This window comes from Bombilactobacillus sp. ESL1092 (assembly GCF_058107465.1).
The window spans coordinates 517007-536654 of record NZ_CM176594.1; the positions used below are offsets into that span (position 1 = coordinate 517007).

The window sequence follows — 19648 nt, forward strand, 5'->3', positions numbered from 1 at the left end:
AATGTTTTCATATATGGTGCAAGACAATTACAAATAACTTAAACTACTACACGAAAAAGGCCACTCCTAATTTGGTTAGGAGTGACCTTGTATTTAGTCCTTATTATTTATTTCTGTTTTCGCCCACGATTCTTGGCAAACTTGAACAACAACCACAAGAATAAACCAAACAGTAAGCAACCACAAATGACAATAGCGACAATCAATGGCCATTTGGTACGCTTAATATTAGGATTTTGGCGGTTCAACTGCCAAGCTTGCTTGGGACTAATCGTAAAGTTATGTTGAAAATGAAAGTTCCGATTGCCCACATTTACCTGCGCGCTATACTGATAATTGCCGGCTTTAATAGGATTATTACCTAACGTAATAGCGATTGGCGCAATCGAATTGGCCGCCAAGGCGCCTTGGGGAATATTCAAATGCTTGTCAAAGTTATTGGTTAAACCGCGAACGCGAATATCATAGTCAACCGCTCCGTTACCATAGTAGATCGGACGTTGATTATGAATTTGACCCACTACTTGTGGCTGTCCCGCATATGAACGCACACGCACTTTCCCTAGACGTAACTTAGGTTGTAACTTATCCACAGCGCCCACATTAGCTAACACCCCAAAGGCCATTTGAAAATTATTTACTTGGTTATTGTATCGCCTGGTTAACAAAGTCTGCACAACCGCTGAACCCGCAATTGAACCTTTAAAATGAGCTGGCGCTTTAATTTTTAAGGGTACAGCCTGTTCTTGATTGGCATTGAGCACTAAGTATTGCGTTTTTAAACCCAGGTCTGCCAAACTATATTGCCACGACTGATCCATCAACAAATGTTTATTTGATGCTAAACTCAAGCCACCCTGTTCCGTAGTTTGTGCCGTTCCACCAAAAATCTTTAATTGCACTGGTTGATCAGTCAAATTTTTTAAGTATAACGCAAATTTTGCGGACTTCTTAGGCTTTAAATCAACTTGCACAACACCGCTGTTAGCCGGAACTTGATTTTCCTTTGGAACTTGTAATTGTACCTGTACCGGTGAACCGGGATCAGCTTGTACCAGTTGCTTTTGAAAAAAAAGGCACCAACCACAGACCATGACTAGTGCACAAATTAACTGTTCAAAACGTAATTTATTTTTCATTTGGAAGCCTGACCAGTTGGCGTAAACTGCAAAGTCCAAGTAATTGGAGCAACGTACTTATCTTTTAAATTTTCTATCTTAGTAGTGGGAAAATCATTTAATTTAGCATAACTAGGATCGTTAAAATCTAAGCCATAATAATGAGAATCATAATTACTACCGGTTATATGCATGACCCTTTGCGAAGGATTAGGATCGGCGTCGCTACCATCCTTAGCTAACAAAATCAAACCATCAGGCTTTGAATTGTCTGCCGGAGTTGGTGGACCCTGTAAAGCACCAGATATTTTAGACGGAGTATAACCACTACCACTCCAATTTCCATAACTCGTTCGCTTGCCTACATTAGTAGATGGTAAATTAATTGACGGTATTGTCGGCGTAATCTTAGATAATTTAATCTGAGCAGAACCGGAAGTTTTATAAAAAGAACCCACTTTTACATCCACCTCCCATAGATTATGCACGCCAGAGCCAGCATTAGTATCATTGACCACTAAATACCGATTACCAGAAGAGGCCGTCATTTCAGCAGTAGTAGCACCGACTTTCATATTAAAATCAAAATTAGGAACTTCCATTAAGAAAATTGGCCGTGAAATCCGATCTTCTGCAAAATCAATGCCACCGAAAGATTGAAAGTCATGATTATTAGCACTATCAGTCGCTGCATCAGACGGATTTGCAGCAGCGCTATTAAAATCAATGCCACTATTAGCTCCTAAAGCTTGTCCAGGATCTACTCCTGACACGCCATCCAGCGCATTACCTGCTGCTTGAACATTCAACTCATTAACACTAGCACCTGCTACTGCTGCTAAAACTAAGCTGGTGAACATTACTGTCTTATAAGTATTCTTCATTTTAATCCCCCAAAATCGGCGCTACTTTTTCTTCGATAAATTCTGCCCATAAGCATAAACCCACCAAGAAATTAAGCCCATCAAAATCACCAAAAACAGTACTAAAATAATGATCACATTTCGATACTTGCGTTGTGCTCGTGGCAAAAAGTAATTTAACTTTTTAGACTGCTGTGGACTCAAAATAATATGGCGGTGAAATACATAATGTTGCTTATGATGATCCAATATATAAGTAACATTGTATGTTCCCGGCATCAAGCGACCCTTACGCCAAGGTAATAATAACTTAGTCTGCGAGTTAGGTGCAAAATTAACGTTTTTTAAAACCATGGTACAGTTCGCCCGTGAATAATTCTTTTTACTAATCTTAACTCGCAAGTGTCCCTTTAAAAAAGGATATGGTGCGGTATTTTTAATTGGTGTCTGTATCACCACCCGATTAGCCTGTGAAGTTAAAATTGGTGTCCCCACTTGAAAATGAGGTAATAAGATGGCATCATCTTGGCGCAAATTCAAACCATAACTAATATTGGCTGTTGAGATCGTTGCCGAACCTTGTTTACTCTTAACAGCCTGTTGTTCCTGTTGCTGGAAGTCAGTCTGTGACTGAAACAACAGCCCTCCCATAATAAGTCCGATTAACCGTTGCCGTGGCATTTTTAATGTTACGGACGTTTCGACTTCTTTTTTAGCTGGAACTTCCACACTCAAAGGAGTAACTAGTTTACGTAAATCAAACTGGGCCTTGGGTCCCGGCTTAGCATAGGGATTATCAATCATCAACTGTAAATCTGAATTAGTCTGAGCAGGAATTGGCTTGACCGTAATAACGTTGGACTGGTTAGTTAAATTGAGAATTTTAAACTTCAATTGATACGTTTGATTTGGCTGAACATGTAAGTACCAACCACCCTTAACTGAACCAATTTGATTTGTTAACTGCTCGGGTTCGACACTGAATGTGCCCCCCGCCGCGTGAACGATTTGACTTTTACCCAAACCACAACATGCTACCAACAAGATAACCAACCAAGCCCAATTTTTTAAAAACTTACATTTGTTCATTGGCAATTGTTTTAGTTACATTATTCAAATTAGCCGTCCAATGCAATGGAAAAATGAATGTAGCATTATCTATTTTATTATCATGAATATAAGTTTGTACATTCCCTAAAACAGTACTATTTAAATTCAAAGTAGCACTAGTTGGAGCAACAAATGATAAACGAATATAGCCTTGAAAGCCACTATCAGCATTTAAAACTGTGATAGGAGTCACTGACTTAGATGGGTCACTGGTAAGAGGAATTTCACCGAATGGATTTTTAGTACTATTATTTCCATAAGTATAACCTGCTGTTACAGGAGCCCTATCAGTTCCTGGCAAACCAGTTTGTGTTGAAACTGGATTATCATTAACACCACTATCCAAATCTAAACTACCGAGTTTAGTATTTGACAAGCCAGCAGAACTAGTTACATCTGCTTTTGAACTAGAATCAATCAATGTACTACCGTAATTAGCAACTGACACATAAAAGCCAACTGCACTATCTGGTGAGTTAACGATTAAAGAACGATCAATTTTTTTATTGCTACTAGGACTGTTCAAATTAAAACTCGTATCCCGGTAATCATGCCCCGTACCAAAATCAAAGTTGGGCATCTGGACAATGTAAATACTGCCGTTGATAAAAGTGACCGTTACATTTGTACTGCCCGTCGTACCATCAGTACTATTATCACCGTCGCGCGTGGAAACATCACCCGCTTGTAAAGTTGGATCAGTATCACTCCGCGTCACATCACTATCAGCTTGTACCATTAAAGATTGTTCATTAACTCCCCAACCAAAAATTAAGAGACAAACAGTTGAGATGATCATTTTCCCCATGTTTTTCAAGATCTCACCCCTCGAAGTCATTATAGCAACTTGAACTAAGAACGTCCATTTTTGTTTTGACCTTTTAAATAAATCCACAGTAAATATAATAATCCTAAGACAATTATTAATACTAATCCAATAAAGATCCACGGCAACAAGCGATTATAGTGCTTTGGCTGTGTAGCTTTCTTAATTGCATTGACGTTGGCTTTAGTAACTGTAAAGTGCCGTACAAAAGTTTTTTGATAATGATTCTTAGCTTGCAAATGCAAAGTCAATGTATAAGAACCAGGATGAATCTTACTTTGTGGTAATAACACATTCCACGTCGAGCTTGGTGCCATCTGCAAATTATGCAATTTTTTCGTGATGACTTTGCTATGACCCTTGCGTTTGACTGAACTAGTCATCTTCAGCTGACTAACATTAATCGGCGCAGCATTATACAAAGTAAAGCCTAACCCCGTCTGTTGTGCGCGTGTCGTAGCAATTACGTGCTTACCCATGGTAATTGCTGGCTTGACAGTATCTTTTTTGGAACGCAACACCACACCTGTGACGTATTGAACTTGGTTTTGAATAGCAAACTCACTTTTCTTCGAAGAACTGACTCCCGCAGTTGCAACAATCGCCCCCAAGATAATTCCTTGAAACTCCGTCTTGGGTGCTTGATAGGTAAAGGTCACAATCTTGGAATACTGCGGTTTAACATGCACGTGATAAGTGCGTTTACTACTAATTAAGCTAGATAAAGCAGGATTTTGCGGCTTATATAACTTCACTTTTGGGCGATCATAACTAATAATCCCATTGCCGGAAGTATAAGCATCATTGATCTGGACCTTAATATTCAAAGGCTTCTTGCCGATGTTCGACACTAATAAGCGTAAGTGTTGCTTTTGTTGTGGCTTAGTTTGTAAATCAAAAAACGTCTCCTGATCCGTCGTTTGATTCTTGGGTAAAATCGCCTTTACAGTAAATGAACGTTCCTGCGTCGGTAATTTTTTGGCTGCTGCCACTGAATTGGTGGAAAGCGTCCAAACCCCCAATAGTAACGTCAGGATCACTATCATTGAAATCCGTCGTTGCTTCATGAATAAATTCCCCCATTTAAATCTAAAGCTTACTGTCTCGGATATTGATTAAAATTATTATTTTGATTATTGGGTTGTGATTGATTCTGTTGCTGCTGGTTTTGACGCTGTTGTTGTGCTTTCTTTTGTTTGTTAGATTGGCTCCATAAACCACCAACCACAAACATGATTAAGATGATGAGACCTAACACAATCATCAAATACAAAACTGTCTTATCAGGCGTTAAACCTTTGCAATCGTTATTAACCTTATCAGTTTGTTTCTTAGTGATGTGGTACGTTCCGGAAAACTTCCAGTGCGTCTTACCACTCTTAGCAGTTCCCACGGCTTGATAAATGCCTGGTTTAATTGGCAGTGATTGCTGATCAAACGCAATCGGAACGTTAGAATTAGGGGCAATCTTCTTATAAACTTGATCCACATTCACGGGCTTGAACCCCATGCCAAACAATTCGAGCAGTCCCTTGCGTTTCAAGGTCATATGCACCACGACATCTTTCATCAATCCTGGTTGATTATTGGATAGATTAACATTGATAAACGGCTTATGTTCGACTGCTTGAGGAGTCACATTATTCAATACCAAAACCCCACCCACTGGGTGATTATCTTCCGTGAGCCACACAGGAACTTTCAAGCCTTGGCTAGCTGAATCATTAATATCATAAATATAAAAACCGGCGAGCATCAAACCTTTAAAGGCCTTGGGTGGCATTTGAATGTTGAATGCTACTTCTTTAGTTTGGTTAGCTTTTAATTTAATAATCTTAGCTTGCGTCATATCTTTAAAAGCATAACGCAAATCGCTGTCGCCCGAATGAACAACTTTTTGGTAAGTAATCCCACCTTGCGACGTCGTGGAAGCATTGGTAGGACGAATCCGCACCTTGGTATTCACTGCGCCAAAGTTAGTAATTGATAATTTAACTTGGTACACGCGATTAGGCTTAGCTACAATTTGAAAACGGTCCGTGACGTTCGAATTATCGACAATTGGTGTAACCGAAATATTATTGACATCCGCTTTTACAGATTGTATTTGTGTGAGCGCCAAAAGCAAAGTACAGACGCTAATGATAAATAGGCTAAATTTTTTCATAGATCCCCCATAACGGATTAATGATAGCATAATTATACAAAAAAATGTGGATACTGTTAAGTATCCACACAATTTTATTAAACACTTTTAAGTTTAATTATTATTCTTGTTATTGTTCCGACGACCGAAGTAAATACCTAAACCTAAGACTAACAAGATGACTAAGACGGCAATTAAGATCCATAGCCACATGTAGTTTGGCTTAATACCAGATAACTTGTTGTATTTGCCAGCATCAGCAGAAGTGATCGTAAAGTCTTTGTCTAAGACCCAAGACTGAACTTTATCGCTTGAAGTCATCTTAACATGAAGATGATAATTACCTGCCTGTAATGGTGTGTTACCCCAATCAATAGCGTAATTAAAGTTAGAATTAGGAGCTGGTGACATAGCTGTTAAAGTAGCGGTCTTTTTAAATTTATGGTCATTAGGCTTCTTAGTAACTGTTGCTTTAGCATTAATGTTGTTATTAAATCCCTTGGTATAATTTTGAATATTAGCATTAACACCACGACTATTATGTCCTCTCAAATTAGCATAAGGGACAACTTGACGAGCTCTAAATTTAGGTTGCTTCTTTGAATTTTTATCTTGACGAACTTTTAGTGGTAAACCTTGAGCAAATTTATTTCTTAATAAAGTACCATGTTGACTTAGTGAATTAACAGTTTTTTCACCCTTAGCTGGTGAAACAACGACACCACCCATTAAATAGCCTGAAAACTTCTGCTTAGGAATTTCAACTTGAAAATTAACATTAACAATACCATTAGCAGGGACATTCACGGTTTGCACTCTAGGCGTAACAAAACCAGAAATTTTCAATTTTAGAGATGAATCAGAAATGTTTTTCTTATCATAGACATAAGAGCCATTACTATTAGTACCAGCAGTATTTACCGTTACAGTATACCGATGACTTTTAGTATCTTTATTGACTACTCCTAGTGATACGCTTTGAGTACTTCCTGGTGCACCATAAATATCAATTTGCCCATCTTGAGCAACTTGATTTTGTCCATAATTAGGTTTGATACCATAATTGCCTACTGACGCTTTAGCAGTAGATAAATTTACAATAAATAACCCAACTGTTACTGTAGACAATAAAACAGTCATTAAAATCTTTTTTAAATGATTCATTAGTCATTTACACCCCAATAATTAAAATAATATACATGCTACTTTTTTATATTAAGCGTTTAAGATTAAAAGTCAATGTGCTAATTAAAAATAAATAATAATAACAATACTAAAAGTCTATATTTTCATAAAAAAAAAGCACTTCCAACAAGGAAGTACTTTCCTTCTTATACATATTATTGAACAGCAGCAGACAATGTCCAAGTAATAGGAGCAGTATATGCACCCTCATCAAGAGTAGTAGGCATATTCAAGCTGATACTATCTTTATCAAAGCTTTTTCCGCCTAAATAATAACTAAATGTTTGACGATTATTATTTGCAGGTTCAGTTAAAATAGTATTGTCAGCATCTTGTGAAATAGTAGAATCCTTTTGGATAGCTTGTGCAGCATTCTTAGTTTCATTAATGTTCTTATTGAAAACAATACTGAAACCAGAAGTAATATCATGACTGGTATCTCTAGCATCACTAGTGAAAGCACCTAACTTAGCTGTTAAATGAAAACCTAAACTACGATCGGTCTCAGAGCCAGAGGCATCCGTATTATGACGTGAGTCAGTAATTCTTAATAATCCTTGAGAGTTACCATTATCAGAAATTTGATGTGTTTGTGAACCCAAATTATTATTATCACTAAAAGAAGCAACTCCTGAGCCCTTAACAGCAGGATTAAATGAAAGATCAGGAACATCATCTAATGATAAAAATCCATCACGAACATTAACACTAGCCATAGAATTTCCACTAGCTGTACCACTAGTATCATTTCTATCTTTTGAAGTTTCACCAAGTCCACCAGGAACTCCATTAGTAGCAGCATTAGCTACAGTAGCTACAGGTGCAACAGCCGTCAATGCTAAAACTGCGGCAGCAGCAGAAGCAAATAATTTATTCATTTTCATTAGTAAATCCCCCCAAAAAATTTCAAATACCGAATGGTATTCTCAGTACATAAATACAATAACACTTTTTTTTAATCTTGCAATAGTTTATTTTCAAAGAATAACTAAATTCGCTTAAAATTATCAAAAAATGTTATGAACTGCTTACGATAACATAATCCTAACCCAAACAGTAAACCAACACCTAACGCAATTGCTCCATAGCTGACATCATTTCCCGTTTGTGGATATGATGGCGTACCCACAACTTGCACTGGTCCGTTTTGATCCGCACCGCCAGTTTGTGGGTAATTCAACTGATCTAACTTAGGAGTTTTCGCCTGTTGACTATTAGCGCCCGTGTTAGACTGTGGAATAATTACTGAAGCAGTTGATGACTTAGATTGTGAGTTAGAACTACCTCCCCCTCGAGTAGCGCCTTGAGTAACTGGTAGGGCCTGGGCAACTTCATTACCTTGATAATCGTAATCGGTTCCCGCCCACATGGCTGTCGAATAAGCGCCAATCACAATTGCCACAGTAGCAATTACCGCAACAATTAAACCAGTTACCTTACGCCAAGGGAGTCGTTTTGATACTTTGTGAGTTTGCTTTTCCAAAAATCACGACTCCTTTCGTAAGACTAGAAGCTCTAGACACACTGTTAATATAGCACTTAATTTTGTGAAGTTCAAACACAATTAATTATAACTGAACAACTTTCAGCTTATTAATGGTTGCCACAATTGCCATACTGCTTCCGGCTCAAATTGGTGTGCACTTTGATAAGCACCTTGACTTAATTTTTGAGCTAATTGATCATTTTGCAAAATTGCAATCACTTTGTGGGCTGCAGTGGATACTGCGTCTTGTGGAACTAAATAACCATTTTCATTATCATGCACAATTTCTCGAGGGCCGTAACGGCAATCATAGCTCACCATGGGTACCCCATGACTACTTGCTTCTAATAACGTCAAAGGAAAGCCTTCCGCAAAAGAAGTCAAAATTAAAACGCGAGCTCGATCATAAACTTCTGCCATATTGGCCACGACACCCTTAAATTGCACAGCATCTTGTAATTTTAAATTCAATACGGTCTGATTAATTTTTTTTGCTTCTTGCTGATAAGTAATGCCCCCATAAACCTCTAAGCGCGCTAGCGGATCTTCACGGCGCACGCGCTGTAAAACTTTTAAGGCTTGATCAACTTGTTTTTCGGGTGAAATTCGGGCCACCATGATAATCAAGTGCGGATCGCGTTGGGAGAATTCAACTTGAGGAACATCAATTTGGCTGGGTTTACCCGGAATAGCCACCACTTTCTCTCCAATGTGAAAGCGTTGATTAATCTCTTGCTTCTCCCAATTGGACGGACAGATAATATAATCAAACTCTTCATTATGGGTTAAACCATACTCATAGTTATAGTTTAATCCCCCCGTCATGACATCAGCCTGCCAACCATTTAAGAATTGATTATGAATATAAAATGCTTTTTGAGCTGCGGTTTGCATTCGTGGCAAACTCTCGACGCATTCCACACGGTCGGCAATAAATAAATTGTTCAAACCATAGTCTTGATTTAAACAATCATAAAAAAAGGCCTGGAAATCACGCAAATCCGTAAACCGATACTTCTTGCCGTGATACTTTAGCTTATATAAAGCCACACTCTTTTGATCAGCCTTATAAACTTGCGTACAAGTAACTTGGCCTTGTTGATTAAGCACTTCTTGCTTGGTGACCTGGCCATGGCGATCGTAGTAATACTTGCTAGACAAAAAACCGCGGGTATCATAGCCTTCCGCAACACTCGGCACTTGACTCCCCAAGGGAGCAAAGACCACCGAAGTCAATTGTTGCGATTTTTCATCAGCCCGAATAAGACCTTGCCGGCCGTCGTGTGTTTGAATTTTAAAACCCAGTTCTGCACCATCAGAGCCTAACTCCTGCACTAATTGATAATTATGCGTACGACAATAATCTTGGGCAGTATTCGTTTGATAAAAATCCACATGATTTTCCCCAAAGTAGTCAAAGACATTAATAACGTCATCTAAGTTTAAACCAAACTTGCCCGGACCAGCGGCCCAATCATTGCGATAATAAGTCGTCACAATCTTGGCTGGAACTTGATGTTGTTGAAATAAGCGCAAGCGATTCAGTTCAGAATGCTCAATGCCAGCCGAAATATTAGATAAATCCATCGTTAAAAAAAATTCATGCTACTATGCCCCCTTTGCTCTGAAGTTTATTATAGCAAACAAAACCTTTTCTTTTACGGGAAGATTTCAAACATAGTATACTAAGATAGAGGTGAAGAAAAATGAAAATAACTCGTCATGGTGAAGACTTTTGTACACTCACTGACATTCCCCAAGTTGGCAGCCAGATGCCCAACTTTACGGTTCTTGATCAAGATCAAAACTCCGTTACTTTAAAATCATTATTGAACAAACCCTTGCTCATTAGTGTAGTACCCGATATTAATACCAGTGTCTGCAGTTTACAGACGAAACATTTTAATCAAACAATGGATCAATATCCTAACATCAATTTTGTCACTATTTCAACGAACACCGCTGAGCAACAAGCTAGTTGGTGTGCAGCTCAAGGCGTTAAAAAAATGCAATTGCTTTCTGACGTCAAACAGGATTTCGGTCAACAAACTCATTTGTTAATGGCCGACAGTGGTTTATTAGCCCGGTCCGTCTGGATTGTTGAACCCGATCAAACGATTAGCTACCAAGAAGTGGTGCCCGAGATGACCAATGAACCTAATTATGACCAAGTTTTGGCTCAATTAGATCAAAACGAATAAGCAGTGTTCAATACACAATTTAGTGCTGATTTTTTCATCCGAACATATTGTAAGCTATTATAATGAAGAAATTTTTAAAATTAATGCCTAATCAGCACTGGTTTGGCACTTAAAAAGCAAGTTCTTAAGCCTAATTCAGACTTCAGAACTTGCTTTTTTAGTTAGTCTTATTCTTTCGGTAATGTTGAATATTCCACGTATTTAACAGTGTAATCACAATCATCGAGATTCCCGCAATAATAAAGAGCATCTTAAAAGAAGAATGATCAATCACTAGTCCCCCAAAGACTGGTCCAATGGCGCGGCCCAGTGAAGAAAAGCCACTGACCCATCCCTGGCTGCGCCCTTTATCTTCCGGTTGCGTCCATTGGTCAATAATAACTGGAACTGTCGGGACATAAATAGCCTCGCCAATCGTCAACAAAATCATCCCTAAATAAATCAAGGCGACTTGTTTGCTAGCAATCGTGACAAAATAAGAAATTGTCAAAAAGAATAAGCCAATCACAATTCGGTGATCCAAGTTTTTGATAATTTGTGGTCGCCACGTCAATAGCCATTGCACTATAATAATGATTACTCCATTTAATGCCCATAATAAACTATAAACGCGTAAGGCAAAACCACTATCAATTAAGTAAACGGAAAAGTTCGATTCCCATTGCGAATACATCGTCCACATGACTACTAATGTTAAAAAGCTAACCACAAATAATTGGCGCACACGCGCTTGCGGATGTTTTTTAGGAGTTCTGTTAGCGTGCTTTGCTGCAGCAACTTGGTATTCCAAGCGTTGCTTAGGAAAACAAACGATTTGAATGATTAAAGACAATAAGTATAAAACTGCTGCCAAAATAAAAATCGGAGCAACTGATCGTTTAAACATTTCACTGATCAGCATTGTGCCCAAGACCAAGCCTACATTTAAGACTAAATAAATCAGGTTAAAAGCTTTAGTGGTTGAGATATGGGGCAATAATGTGCCGTAGACGTTCACTGCCGTGGTTAGCCAACCCGTTGTCACGCCAAAAGCCGTCAACACCAAGGCATAATTGGGCCAACCAGTGAACCAAATGCCAATAACGCAGATTGCTAAACAGGCTAACATGGCCCCCACTGTTAGGTAAAATTGATTAAACCGGTCATACATTTTGCCGGCAACCATCGCACCTAACACGTTAGCAGCCGAAAAAAACATCAACGCAATGCCTGCCACCGTCAATGATTTATGCAAAATAGTATTAATATAAATGGTTGCTAACGGCCACATCATGCTATAGGCCGTTTCATTAAAGAAGGCCACCCCTAACAATGGAACCAAACGAACTTGGCGCATATTAAACTCCTTTTCTTCCTACTAATTTAATTCTATTATAATATAATGACATTATTAGCAGAAAGGATAAGTTTATGTCAAATTCTTATCAACCACAAAACACCAAAGATGCCTTGCGCATGATTCAGCAACTGGCCAACCAATACTTACATTCTCCTTTAACCAAAGAACTATTAGAGTACAATCAAAAACAAATTCAATATCTTCAGCAGCAAGTCATTCCAGTGGCTCAACAACAAGAACAGAATTTAACCAGAGTACAACAAGCGCAAACTTTAATCCAAACTTTACAATTCTGGCAACAACAAAAGTTACAGGGCAAAATTGTCACTGGTAAGATCAAAAATTACCAATTAACTCAAACTTCCACCCCTAAGTATCAACACTTACCCGGCAAACATCAGAGTCAGCCACATTACCGAACTAGTCATCATTAAATCAAGCTGTGAGCAAAACTGGGCAAAAGCTGAGGACTAACCTAGATTAAACTTTTAAGTTTGATCCTTAACTTGAAAGCTTAATCGTAGTTAGACGTAAGCTTTTAGTTTTGCGAACGCAATTATATTAAACCTGTGAGCAGAAGCATATAAAATTTCATAGACCAAATGTCAAATAATTATCACTGTGTTAAACTTTTTTATTAAATTAAAATTAATAATAGATCTTTTTCAAATCAGCTAAATCGCTAGCTAATATTCATTTTAATTAACTTTTTATTAAAAATAGATGGCAAATAATTAATCATGGTGCTAAGATAGTAATTACAAATTACGAAGGGAGCATCATTTATGAAAATCACAATGCTTGGTGTCGGCGGTATGGGTACCCGTTTTGGTTACGCATTGCAAAAGGCGGGTAATGATGTGACATTAATTGACGGCTGGAAACCGAACGTTGAAGCTATTCGCCAAAATGGGATTTCTGCCAATTTAGATGGCGTTGAAGTCAGTGCTAAATTGCCGATTTACTATCCTAATGAAAGCGACCAAATCAAAGATCCTGCCGATTTAATTATTGTCTTTACTAAGTCCTATCAACTAGAAGAGTATTTTGACCAAATTAAATCTTTGTTGACCCCCAAAACTTACGTTTTGTGCTTGATGAACGGAATGGGTCACGAAAAAATTCTTGAACGGTATGTTGATCAAAACTTGTTATTAATTGGGGTCACGATGTTTACTGCTGGTTATGACAAACCGGGACATGCACAGTTATTTGGTGATGGCAACGTTGAAATTCAAAACTTAGGCCCTCAAGGCGAATCATTTGCGAAAAAAGTAATTGCTGTCTTCAATGATGCCGGTCTTAAGTCCGTTTATAGTAATAGTGCTCGTTACTCAATTTGGCGTAAAGCCTGTGTGAATGGAACTTTAAATTCATTATGTTCACTTTTGGAATGTAACATGGGCGAACTCGGTAAAACTAAAGAAGCTACAACTTACTTGAAGGATATTATCGCTGAATTTGCTGCCGTTGCCCGCCATGAAGGTACCGATCTTGACGAAGATGAAGTGTTCCACCATATTGATGAAACTTTCTATGGCAACATTGCTAATCACTATCCCTCTATGTACCAAGACTTAGTCAACCATCATCGTTTAACCGAAATTGATTTTATTAATGGTGCCGTCTGGCGTAAGGGTGAAAAATATGGCATTCCGACTCCTGAATGTCGTTTATTAACCCAATTAATTCACAGTAAAGAACAATTAATTGGTGCCAAATTAGATTAATAATTTCCACAAAACCAAAAATGAAGCTACAAGATTAAAAACACTTAACAGTTGAATACTATAAAAAATGTCCATATTAATGATATGACCCTCAAAATTCGAATAACTTTGGCGGTCATTTTTATATCTGCGATTATTTCAGTCGTAGATATTTATCTATTTTGTTGAATCAAAGTAACAAGCTAGCAGGCAAAAAGGACTAGCTCCGATTAAATATCGTCAGTTAGTCCTTTAAGTTTATCCTAATTGTATACCTATTAAGATATAGCTTTTTTTAATTTAATCTATTTGGTCAATAATGTGCTTGGTTCATGGCAATTAATAAGAACAGGAATACGAAAAAAGCACCATACATAATTGGATGAACTTGTTTACCCTTTTTTTCAAAGACCATAATCAAAACGTAAGACATGACCCCAAAAGCAAAACCGTAAGCAATATCATAGAAAAATGGCATTCCAATAATTGTCATAAATGCTGGGAAAGAACTTTCTAATTTACTCCAGTCAATTCTACCCAATGAAGTGACCATATATGAACCCACAATAATCATGATCGGGGCTGTGACCTGGGAAGTCACGACTCCTAATAATGGGGAGAAGAATAAACTTAACGCAAACCAAAAGGCTACTGTTAAAGAAGTTAACCCTGTTCGGCCACCAACAGCAATCCCTGTTGACGATTCAACGTAAGCTGCAGTTGGTGAGCTACCAAAAATGGAAGAACTCGTCATCGCCAAAGCATCGCTTAATAGTGTCTTGCTTAAACGTGGCGGTACTTTTTCACCGCGCTTAATAAACCCGGCTTGCTCTGCTAAGCCCACTACAGTTCCCGTCGTATCAAAAAAGGCCACTAAGAAGAAAATTAAAATCACGGTGATCATTTGCGGTGTAAAAACATTTTGTACATGAAAAATTGCTTGACCAAAGGTTGGTTTTAAACTTGGCACGCCGGCGACAATTGCCGTCGGCATCTTGATCAAACCGGTTAAAATGCCCACAATCGAAGTTGCCGCCATGCCCAACAAAAAATTAGCTGGCACTTTTAAAGCTACCAAAATTAATGTAAATACTAAGCCAAAAACGGTTAACCAAACCGTTGGATTATGAAAATCGGTAATCGTCAACAAGGTTGACGAACTAGCCTTGACCAAGCCACCATTTTGTAAGCCGACAAAGGCCACAAATAAACCAATCCCGGCCGCAATCGCTGATTTCAAATCAGCGGGAATATTATTGATGATTTTTTCTCGAATTTTAAACACTGTGACTAACATGAATAAGATAGAAGCTACAAAAATCCCAGCCAAAGCCGTCGGCCACGGAATTTTCATGCCCAAAACCACTGTATAAGCAAAAAAAGCATTACTCCCTAATGAAGGTGCAATCGCCACCGGATAATTAGCAATCAAGGCGGTCGCTAAGCAACCAACAATGGCCGCCAACGCCGTGGCTACAAAGACCGCTCCCTGATTCAACCCTGCATCGCCTAAAACATTGGGATTAACAAATAAAATATAAGACATCGCCATAAACGTCGTTGTACCCGCAATCATTTCTTGGCGCGGATTGGTTCGGTTGGCTTTCAAATCAAAAACTTTTTCTAACAGTCCCTGCGGCTGTTTGCTCATCTTAATTCCTCCCAATAGTTTCTTTTTTCAGAAACAACGTCTCTTATTATACGGATTAAGATGTCAAAAATCTAGTATTTTACGATATATTTTAAACTTTAGCAGTAATAATGTTCGCCTTTCACTAAAAAGCAGGTCTTGATTGAGCTGCATTGCCGTCATTTTGCGCTTTTTTATCTTTTGAAAGCCGCCAAGCCTTGCCCTTGCTAACTTTTACTTAAACTTAACAAATATTCACAATTTCTTCACATTTTAAAAGTTTCTTCTTCATATGTTCTGTGTAATATATAGTTTGTAAGTTGATGAGATAGAAAAAATCTCACTTCTCCCCCTCAATATTTAAATTTTGAATCCCCCTCAATAATTTAAATTAAAAAGCCTCCAACATTTTGTTGGAGGTTTTTATTATGCCAAAAAATTGAGAATTTCTAACGGTGCTACCTGTAACAACTGCTTACTGTAAATCGTTTGTAAGACATAGCTTTGACTAAAGTGCTGATAAATCGTACGCAATTGTGGATGATGCGCTAATTGTTTAGGCAATTGATCTTGCGTTGATTGGGCAATCAGTAACGTCATTGGCACTTTCGTATTTAGCAATAATTTCTTAGGTAAACTTTGCACAAATTCCGCTTGCAACTCTGAATCAACATACAAGCCAAAGCCGCCCGGTCTTTGATGAAAATCGGCCATGACAGCATTTAAGAGCATTTGGCGTTGATAATCATCTAAGTCCTGTTTTTGCTGTAAAGTTTGCACCTGTTGTTGGCCAAAAGCTATTAAATCTTGATAGGTCGCAATCTGAGGTGTAGTTCTATATGGCAACGCGGGCTGCCACTGGGGATCTAGAACCACCACTTGATGCGGTTTGAGACCAGTTTGCATTGCTTGTAATGCCACAAACAAGCTTAAACCAGCTGCGACAATTTGGTAATTTTTTAACTGGAGGGTCGTTACAAATTCTTGTAAATCTTGAGCAAAGCTCATGACATCAACTGAACCTTGAGCTACTGACTGACCATGGTAGCGCCAATCCAGCGCATAACTATTCGTTAGGCCGTTAAACGTCATGATCTGAAGACAACTATTCACACTTTGCGTTAAATCCGGCAAGAATATTGTATTTGCAGTTGCCCCTAGGTCCTCTGTTAAATACACCATTTTTCCATTACTTAAATTAACAGTTTTAACTGCAATCATTTTTTCACCAACTTATTTAATATGCAAAATTTGACGTAAACGTGTCAAATCTTTTGCCAAAACTTGATCCATCAACCGCGTTTTTAACACGTAGAAGCCGTAAATCACAGCGCCCACGACTACTTCAACTAACATGTAACTAGTTGCTTTAATGCGCCCAATATAGTGATCAAAGCCGTAAAAACCACTATCCACCAGGAGCACCACAATCATCATCACTACAGCTCCTAGTAAGATTTTGCCAAGATCCTGTTTAAATAAAGTTGCCAAATTAAACGGATATAAGGCATGAATTTTTTGCAACATTAAATAACAGATTAAAACCATAGCCAAAATCGTCGCCACAATCGGACCATATTCGTGAAAAACATAAACTAAGGGCCACTGAATTACTATTTTAAATAGAAAGCCAATTACTAAATATTTAATGGCTAATACATTACGATATAGTGCTTGCAAAATAGCTGCCAAGACCATGAAAAAGCCTAATAGCAACGCCATCACACAAGATAATTGCATGATTTTAATTCCTAAGGCGTCAAAACCGTAAAAGGCACTCCATAACGGACGCGAAACGGCTAACATCCCCAACGCTGCCGGCAACATAAAGAAAGCAAACATTTTGATGATATTCACAATTTGCGCCTGAATCTTGGCCGTATCTTTAGTGGTATATAAAGAGGAAACAATCGGAATAGCTGAGGATACGACCCCTGTCGCCAAAGAAACCACGACCATGATTAATTTATTAGCTTGAAAACCAAAGAGTGAGTAATAATAGTCCAATTGTTGCCGCGAAATGTGCATAAAGCTCTGCATCATCGGATTAAAAGTCGACTGATCGAATAACTTAAAAATTGTAATGGCGGAATCAATAATGATAAACGGAATCGCCTGTAACAAGATTTCTTTGGTAAAATCTTTGGCCGTAAAACTAATCTCGTGACTGCCAGTGGCTGCCAATTGGGTTAGCGGCTTGCGCTGACGCCAAAAGCCCCATAACAAAAACAACATCGAAATTCCCGCCCCAATAAAGGAAGCAAACGTTGATTTGGTGACGGCGTCAACGTAATTACCATGTTTAATTTGCATGATAATATACGTAATTAATAACATATAACTAACACGCGCTAATTGTTCTAGCATCATGGAAATTGCCGATGGCCCCATTTGACCGTGGCCTTGAAAATAACCCCGCATAATACTTAACGTTGGTAACAATAACACAGCAATAGCTAAAGCTTTCAGCGCCGGAATACTCCGTGGATCACCATTGGTAAAGACATCTGCTACCAAATTAGCGCCAAAATACATAATTCCGGCAAAAATCACACCGATAATTGCCGTTACTTTCAAAGCTTGCTTGAATAATTGATTGCTGGCTTCATACTCACCTAACGCATTATAATGCGCAATTTGTTTCGAGATGGCACTCGGCAAGCCGGCCGTCGACACAAGTAAGAAAAAATCGTAAATATTGTATACTTTGCCATATAGCGCATTAGCTGCAGCCACCGTCGCCGCCGAACCCATCCAAATGTTCCACGGAATAATATATAAAGCTGATAAGGCGCGCGAAACGATCCCACTGGCCGTGATCCAAGCTGAGCCAGACAATAATGAATCTTGTTTCAGCGTTTTAGTTGCTGTTGTCTTTGATTGATCCATTTGATTTTCCTCGATCTACTAACAATGAAACTTTATTATACAAAAAATTCTCCTAACTGACAAAAATCAATCAGGAGAACTTCGCATTTAGAACAAATTCAAAGTCAAGCTCGTAACTTTTCAGGTGCAACAAAAGACCGCCACTTAACTACAACTTGCTTAACCTAAAGTTGGTTTTAAAACTTGAATTAAATAGTCAGCTGCTTTTTGACTACCAGCTAAATCTGGGTGCATGCCATCAGTAAAGGTCAAGTCCCAATCTTTGGTTTCAATCAACCGTGTATTTTCATATTCAGGAGTTTCTTCACGAATAACAGCAGCATGATTTTGGCTGAACGGAATCATGACCCACAAACGACTCTTGGGATATTGCAATTTCAACTTTTGCATCACAACTTCAAAACCAACCCGAAAATCATTATCGTTAATCTTTTTATCAGGCGTTCCTAAATTAACAATCACATCATCAGCCTGAAAATCCGGTTGCCAATCAATTTGATCAGCTAAATGATCAACGAATGTTTGGGCATTAGGAACACCACCAGTACCGGGCTTAACCACACCAGTACCCGGATAGCAAATTCGAATATCTTCACGGTTAAAATGCTCAGCCACTAAAGCTGCATAATTACTTTCAGCACGATAATCTTGACCAGGAGTCGTTCCAGCAACCCAAGAACCCGCCGTAATCGAATCGCCCACAAACACTAAAGGTGTGCCTGTAGGTTTCACTGCTTGTAATTGCCCCGTTGTTTGTACTTGGTCGAAGTACAAGCCTTGATGTCTTTTCCAAACGTTATCTTCAGTTGAATTACCACTATAAACGACTTGTAAAACATGGCTTTGTTCATCAGGCAGTGTCACGGTAAATGGTTCACTAGTCAATGCCAAACGTTCAAAAGGCTGATCATCAATCTGGTAAGCTAACCAAGTATCCCCCGCATTGGCTTTGGTTGAAAATGACCATTGCACAGTGGTTGTACCCTGCACTTGCGTAATAATCCGGGCACCTAAATTAGTTGTATACATCCCATGACTCGTTTGTGCCCAACGACCACTAAAATAAAGTCCTTGTGCTTCATAATTAGCCGTTGTCTGTTGAAAATTCATAAAATCTCTCCCTTTCTATTGCCCAAAACTCTGACA

18 protein-coding genes are annotated in these 19648 nt (G+C 38.5%); 3 read left to right on the plus strand and 15 right to left on the minus strand.

Annotation, left to right across the window (positions count from 1 at the left end; all coding sequences use genetic code 11):
- Positions 1-107: 107 nt before the first annotated feature.
- The 10 genes from AC3B6Y_RS02535 to AC3B6Y_RS02580 form a co-directional block, all read right to left on the minus strand.
- Positions 108-1139: a WxL protein host-binding domain-containing protein gene (locus tag AC3B6Y_RS02535; RefSeq protein ID WP_489791276.1), complete on the minus strand. Its 1032-nt coding sequence runs from the start codon at positions 1137-1139 to the stop codon at positions 108-110.
- Entirely contained in the window at positions 1136-2002 is an 867-nt protein-coding gene (locus AC3B6Y_RS02540) for a hypothetical protein (RefSeq protein WP_489791277.1), read from the minus strand. Before AC3B6Y_RS02540 ends, AC3B6Y_RS02535 begins: the two co-directional genes overlap by 4 nt.
- A 21-nt stretch (positions 2003-2023) precedes the next feature.
- Positions 2024-3070, minus strand: a complete 1047-nt coding sequence (locus AC3B6Y_RS02545; RefSeq protein ID WP_489791278.1) for a WxL protein peptidoglycan domain-containing protein — start codon at positions 3068-3070, stop codon at positions 2024-2026.
- On the minus strand, positions 3057-3908 hold the full coding sequence (locus AC3B6Y_RS02550; protein WP_489758184.1) for a hypothetical protein: 852 nt from the start codon (positions 3906-3908) through the stop codon (positions 3057-3059). The genes AC3B6Y_RS02545 and AC3B6Y_RS02550 overlap by 14 nt, the downstream gene beginning before the upstream one ends.
- 35 nt (positions 3909-3943) lie before the next feature.
- The gene (locus AC3B6Y_RS02555; protein WP_489791279.1) at positions 3944-4984 is read right to left on the minus strand and encodes a DUF916 domain-containing protein; all 1041 of its coding nucleotides are present in this window, start codon (positions 4982-4984) and stop codon (positions 3944-3946) included.
- A 29-nt stretch (positions 4985-5013) separates the two neighbouring features.
- Complete coding sequence (locus AC3B6Y_RS02560) at positions 5014-6084, minus strand: WxL protein peptidoglycan domain-containing protein (protein WP_489758182.1); 1071 nt, start codon at positions 6082-6084, stop codon at positions 5014-5016.
- A 93-nt stretch (positions 6085-6177) separates the two neighbouring features.
- Entirely contained in the window at positions 6178-7227 is a 1050-nt protein-coding gene (locus AC3B6Y_RS02565; RefSeq protein WP_489791280.1) for a DUF3324 domain-containing protein, read from the minus strand.
- Between the two features lie 176 nt (positions 7228-7403).
- Positions 7404-8132 (minus strand): WxL domain-containing protein, encoded by a 729-nt coding sequence (locus tag AC3B6Y_RS02570; protein WP_489791281.1) that lies wholly within the window; start codon positions 8130-8132, stop codon positions 7404-7406.
- Between the two features lie 104 nt (positions 8133-8236).
- Positions 8237-8731, minus strand: coding sequence for a hypothetical protein (locus AC3B6Y_RS02575; protein WP_489791282.1), 495 nt, complete (start codon positions 8729-8731; stop codon positions 8237-8239).
- A gap of 102 nt (positions 8732-8833) precedes the next feature.
- Positions 8834-10321 (minus strand): glycosyltransferase, encoded by a 1488-nt coding sequence (locus tag AC3B6Y_RS02580; RefSeq protein ID WP_489791283.1) that lies wholly within the window; start codon positions 10319-10321, stop codon positions 8834-8836.
- A gap of 119 nt (positions 10322-10440) precedes the next feature.
- On the opposite strand from AC3B6Y_RS02580, the gene tpx reads away from it, so the two are divergent.
- Positions 10441-10935 (plus strand): thiol peroxidase, encoded by a 495-nt coding sequence (gene tpx / locus AC3B6Y_RS02585; protein ID WP_489791284.1) that lies wholly within the window; start codon positions 10441-10443, stop codon positions 10933-10935.
- 157 nt (positions 10936-11092) lie between these two features.
- Here tpx and AC3B6Y_RS02590 read toward each other — a convergent pair whose 3' ends face one another.
- Positions 11093-12271 carry an MFS transporter gene (locus AC3B6Y_RS02590; protein ID WP_489769549.1) on the minus strand — a complete coding sequence of 393 codons (1179 nt, stop codon included), beginning with the start codon at positions 12269-12271 and terminating at the stop codon, positions 11093-11095.
- A 74-nt stretch (positions 12272-12345) separates the two neighbouring features.
- Between AC3B6Y_RS02590 and AC3B6Y_RS02595 the strand changes: the two genes are divergently transcribed.
- On the plus strand, positions 12346-12708 hold the full coding sequence (locus AC3B6Y_RS02595) for a hypothetical protein (RefSeq protein WP_489791285.1): 363 nt from the start codon (positions 12346-12348) through the stop codon (positions 12706-12708).
- A gap of 351 nt (positions 12709-13059) precedes the next feature.
- Entirely contained in the window at positions 13060-14004 is a 945-nt protein-coding gene (locus AC3B6Y_RS02600) for a 2-dehydropantoate 2-reductase (protein WP_489758174.1), read from the plus strand.
- Between the two features lie 292 nt (positions 14005-14296).
- Here AC3B6Y_RS02600 and AC3B6Y_RS02605 read toward each other — a convergent pair whose 3' ends face one another.
- From AC3B6Y_RS02605 to AC3B6Y_RS02620, 4 genes are all read right to left on the minus strand, one after another.
- Positions 14297-15634 carry an NCS2 family permease gene (locus tag AC3B6Y_RS02605; protein WP_489758173.1) on the minus strand — a complete coding sequence of 446 codons (1338 nt, stop codon included), beginning with the start codon at positions 15632-15634 and terminating at the stop codon, positions 14297-14299.
- Between the two features lie 405 nt (positions 15635-16039).
- Positions 16040-16834: a hypothetical protein gene (locus tag AC3B6Y_RS02610; RefSeq protein WP_489758172.1), complete on the minus strand. Its 795-nt coding sequence runs from the start codon at positions 16832-16834 to the stop codon at positions 16040-16042.
- A 12-nt stretch (positions 16835-16846) separates the two neighbouring features.
- The gene (locus tag AC3B6Y_RS02615) at positions 16847-18502 is read right to left on the minus strand and encodes a putative polysaccharide biosynthesis protein (RefSeq protein ID WP_489758171.1); all 1656 of its coding nucleotides are present in this window, start codon (positions 18500-18502) and stop codon (positions 16847-16849) included.
- Positions 18503-18661: 159 nt separating this feature from the next.
- The gene (locus tag AC3B6Y_RS02620) at positions 18662-19612 is read right to left on the minus strand and encodes an SGNH/GDSL hydrolase family protein (RefSeq protein WP_489769545.1); all 951 of its coding nucleotides are present in this window, start codon (positions 19610-19612) and stop codon (positions 18662-18664) included.
- Between the last annotated feature and the right edge of the window lie 36 nt (positions 19613-19648).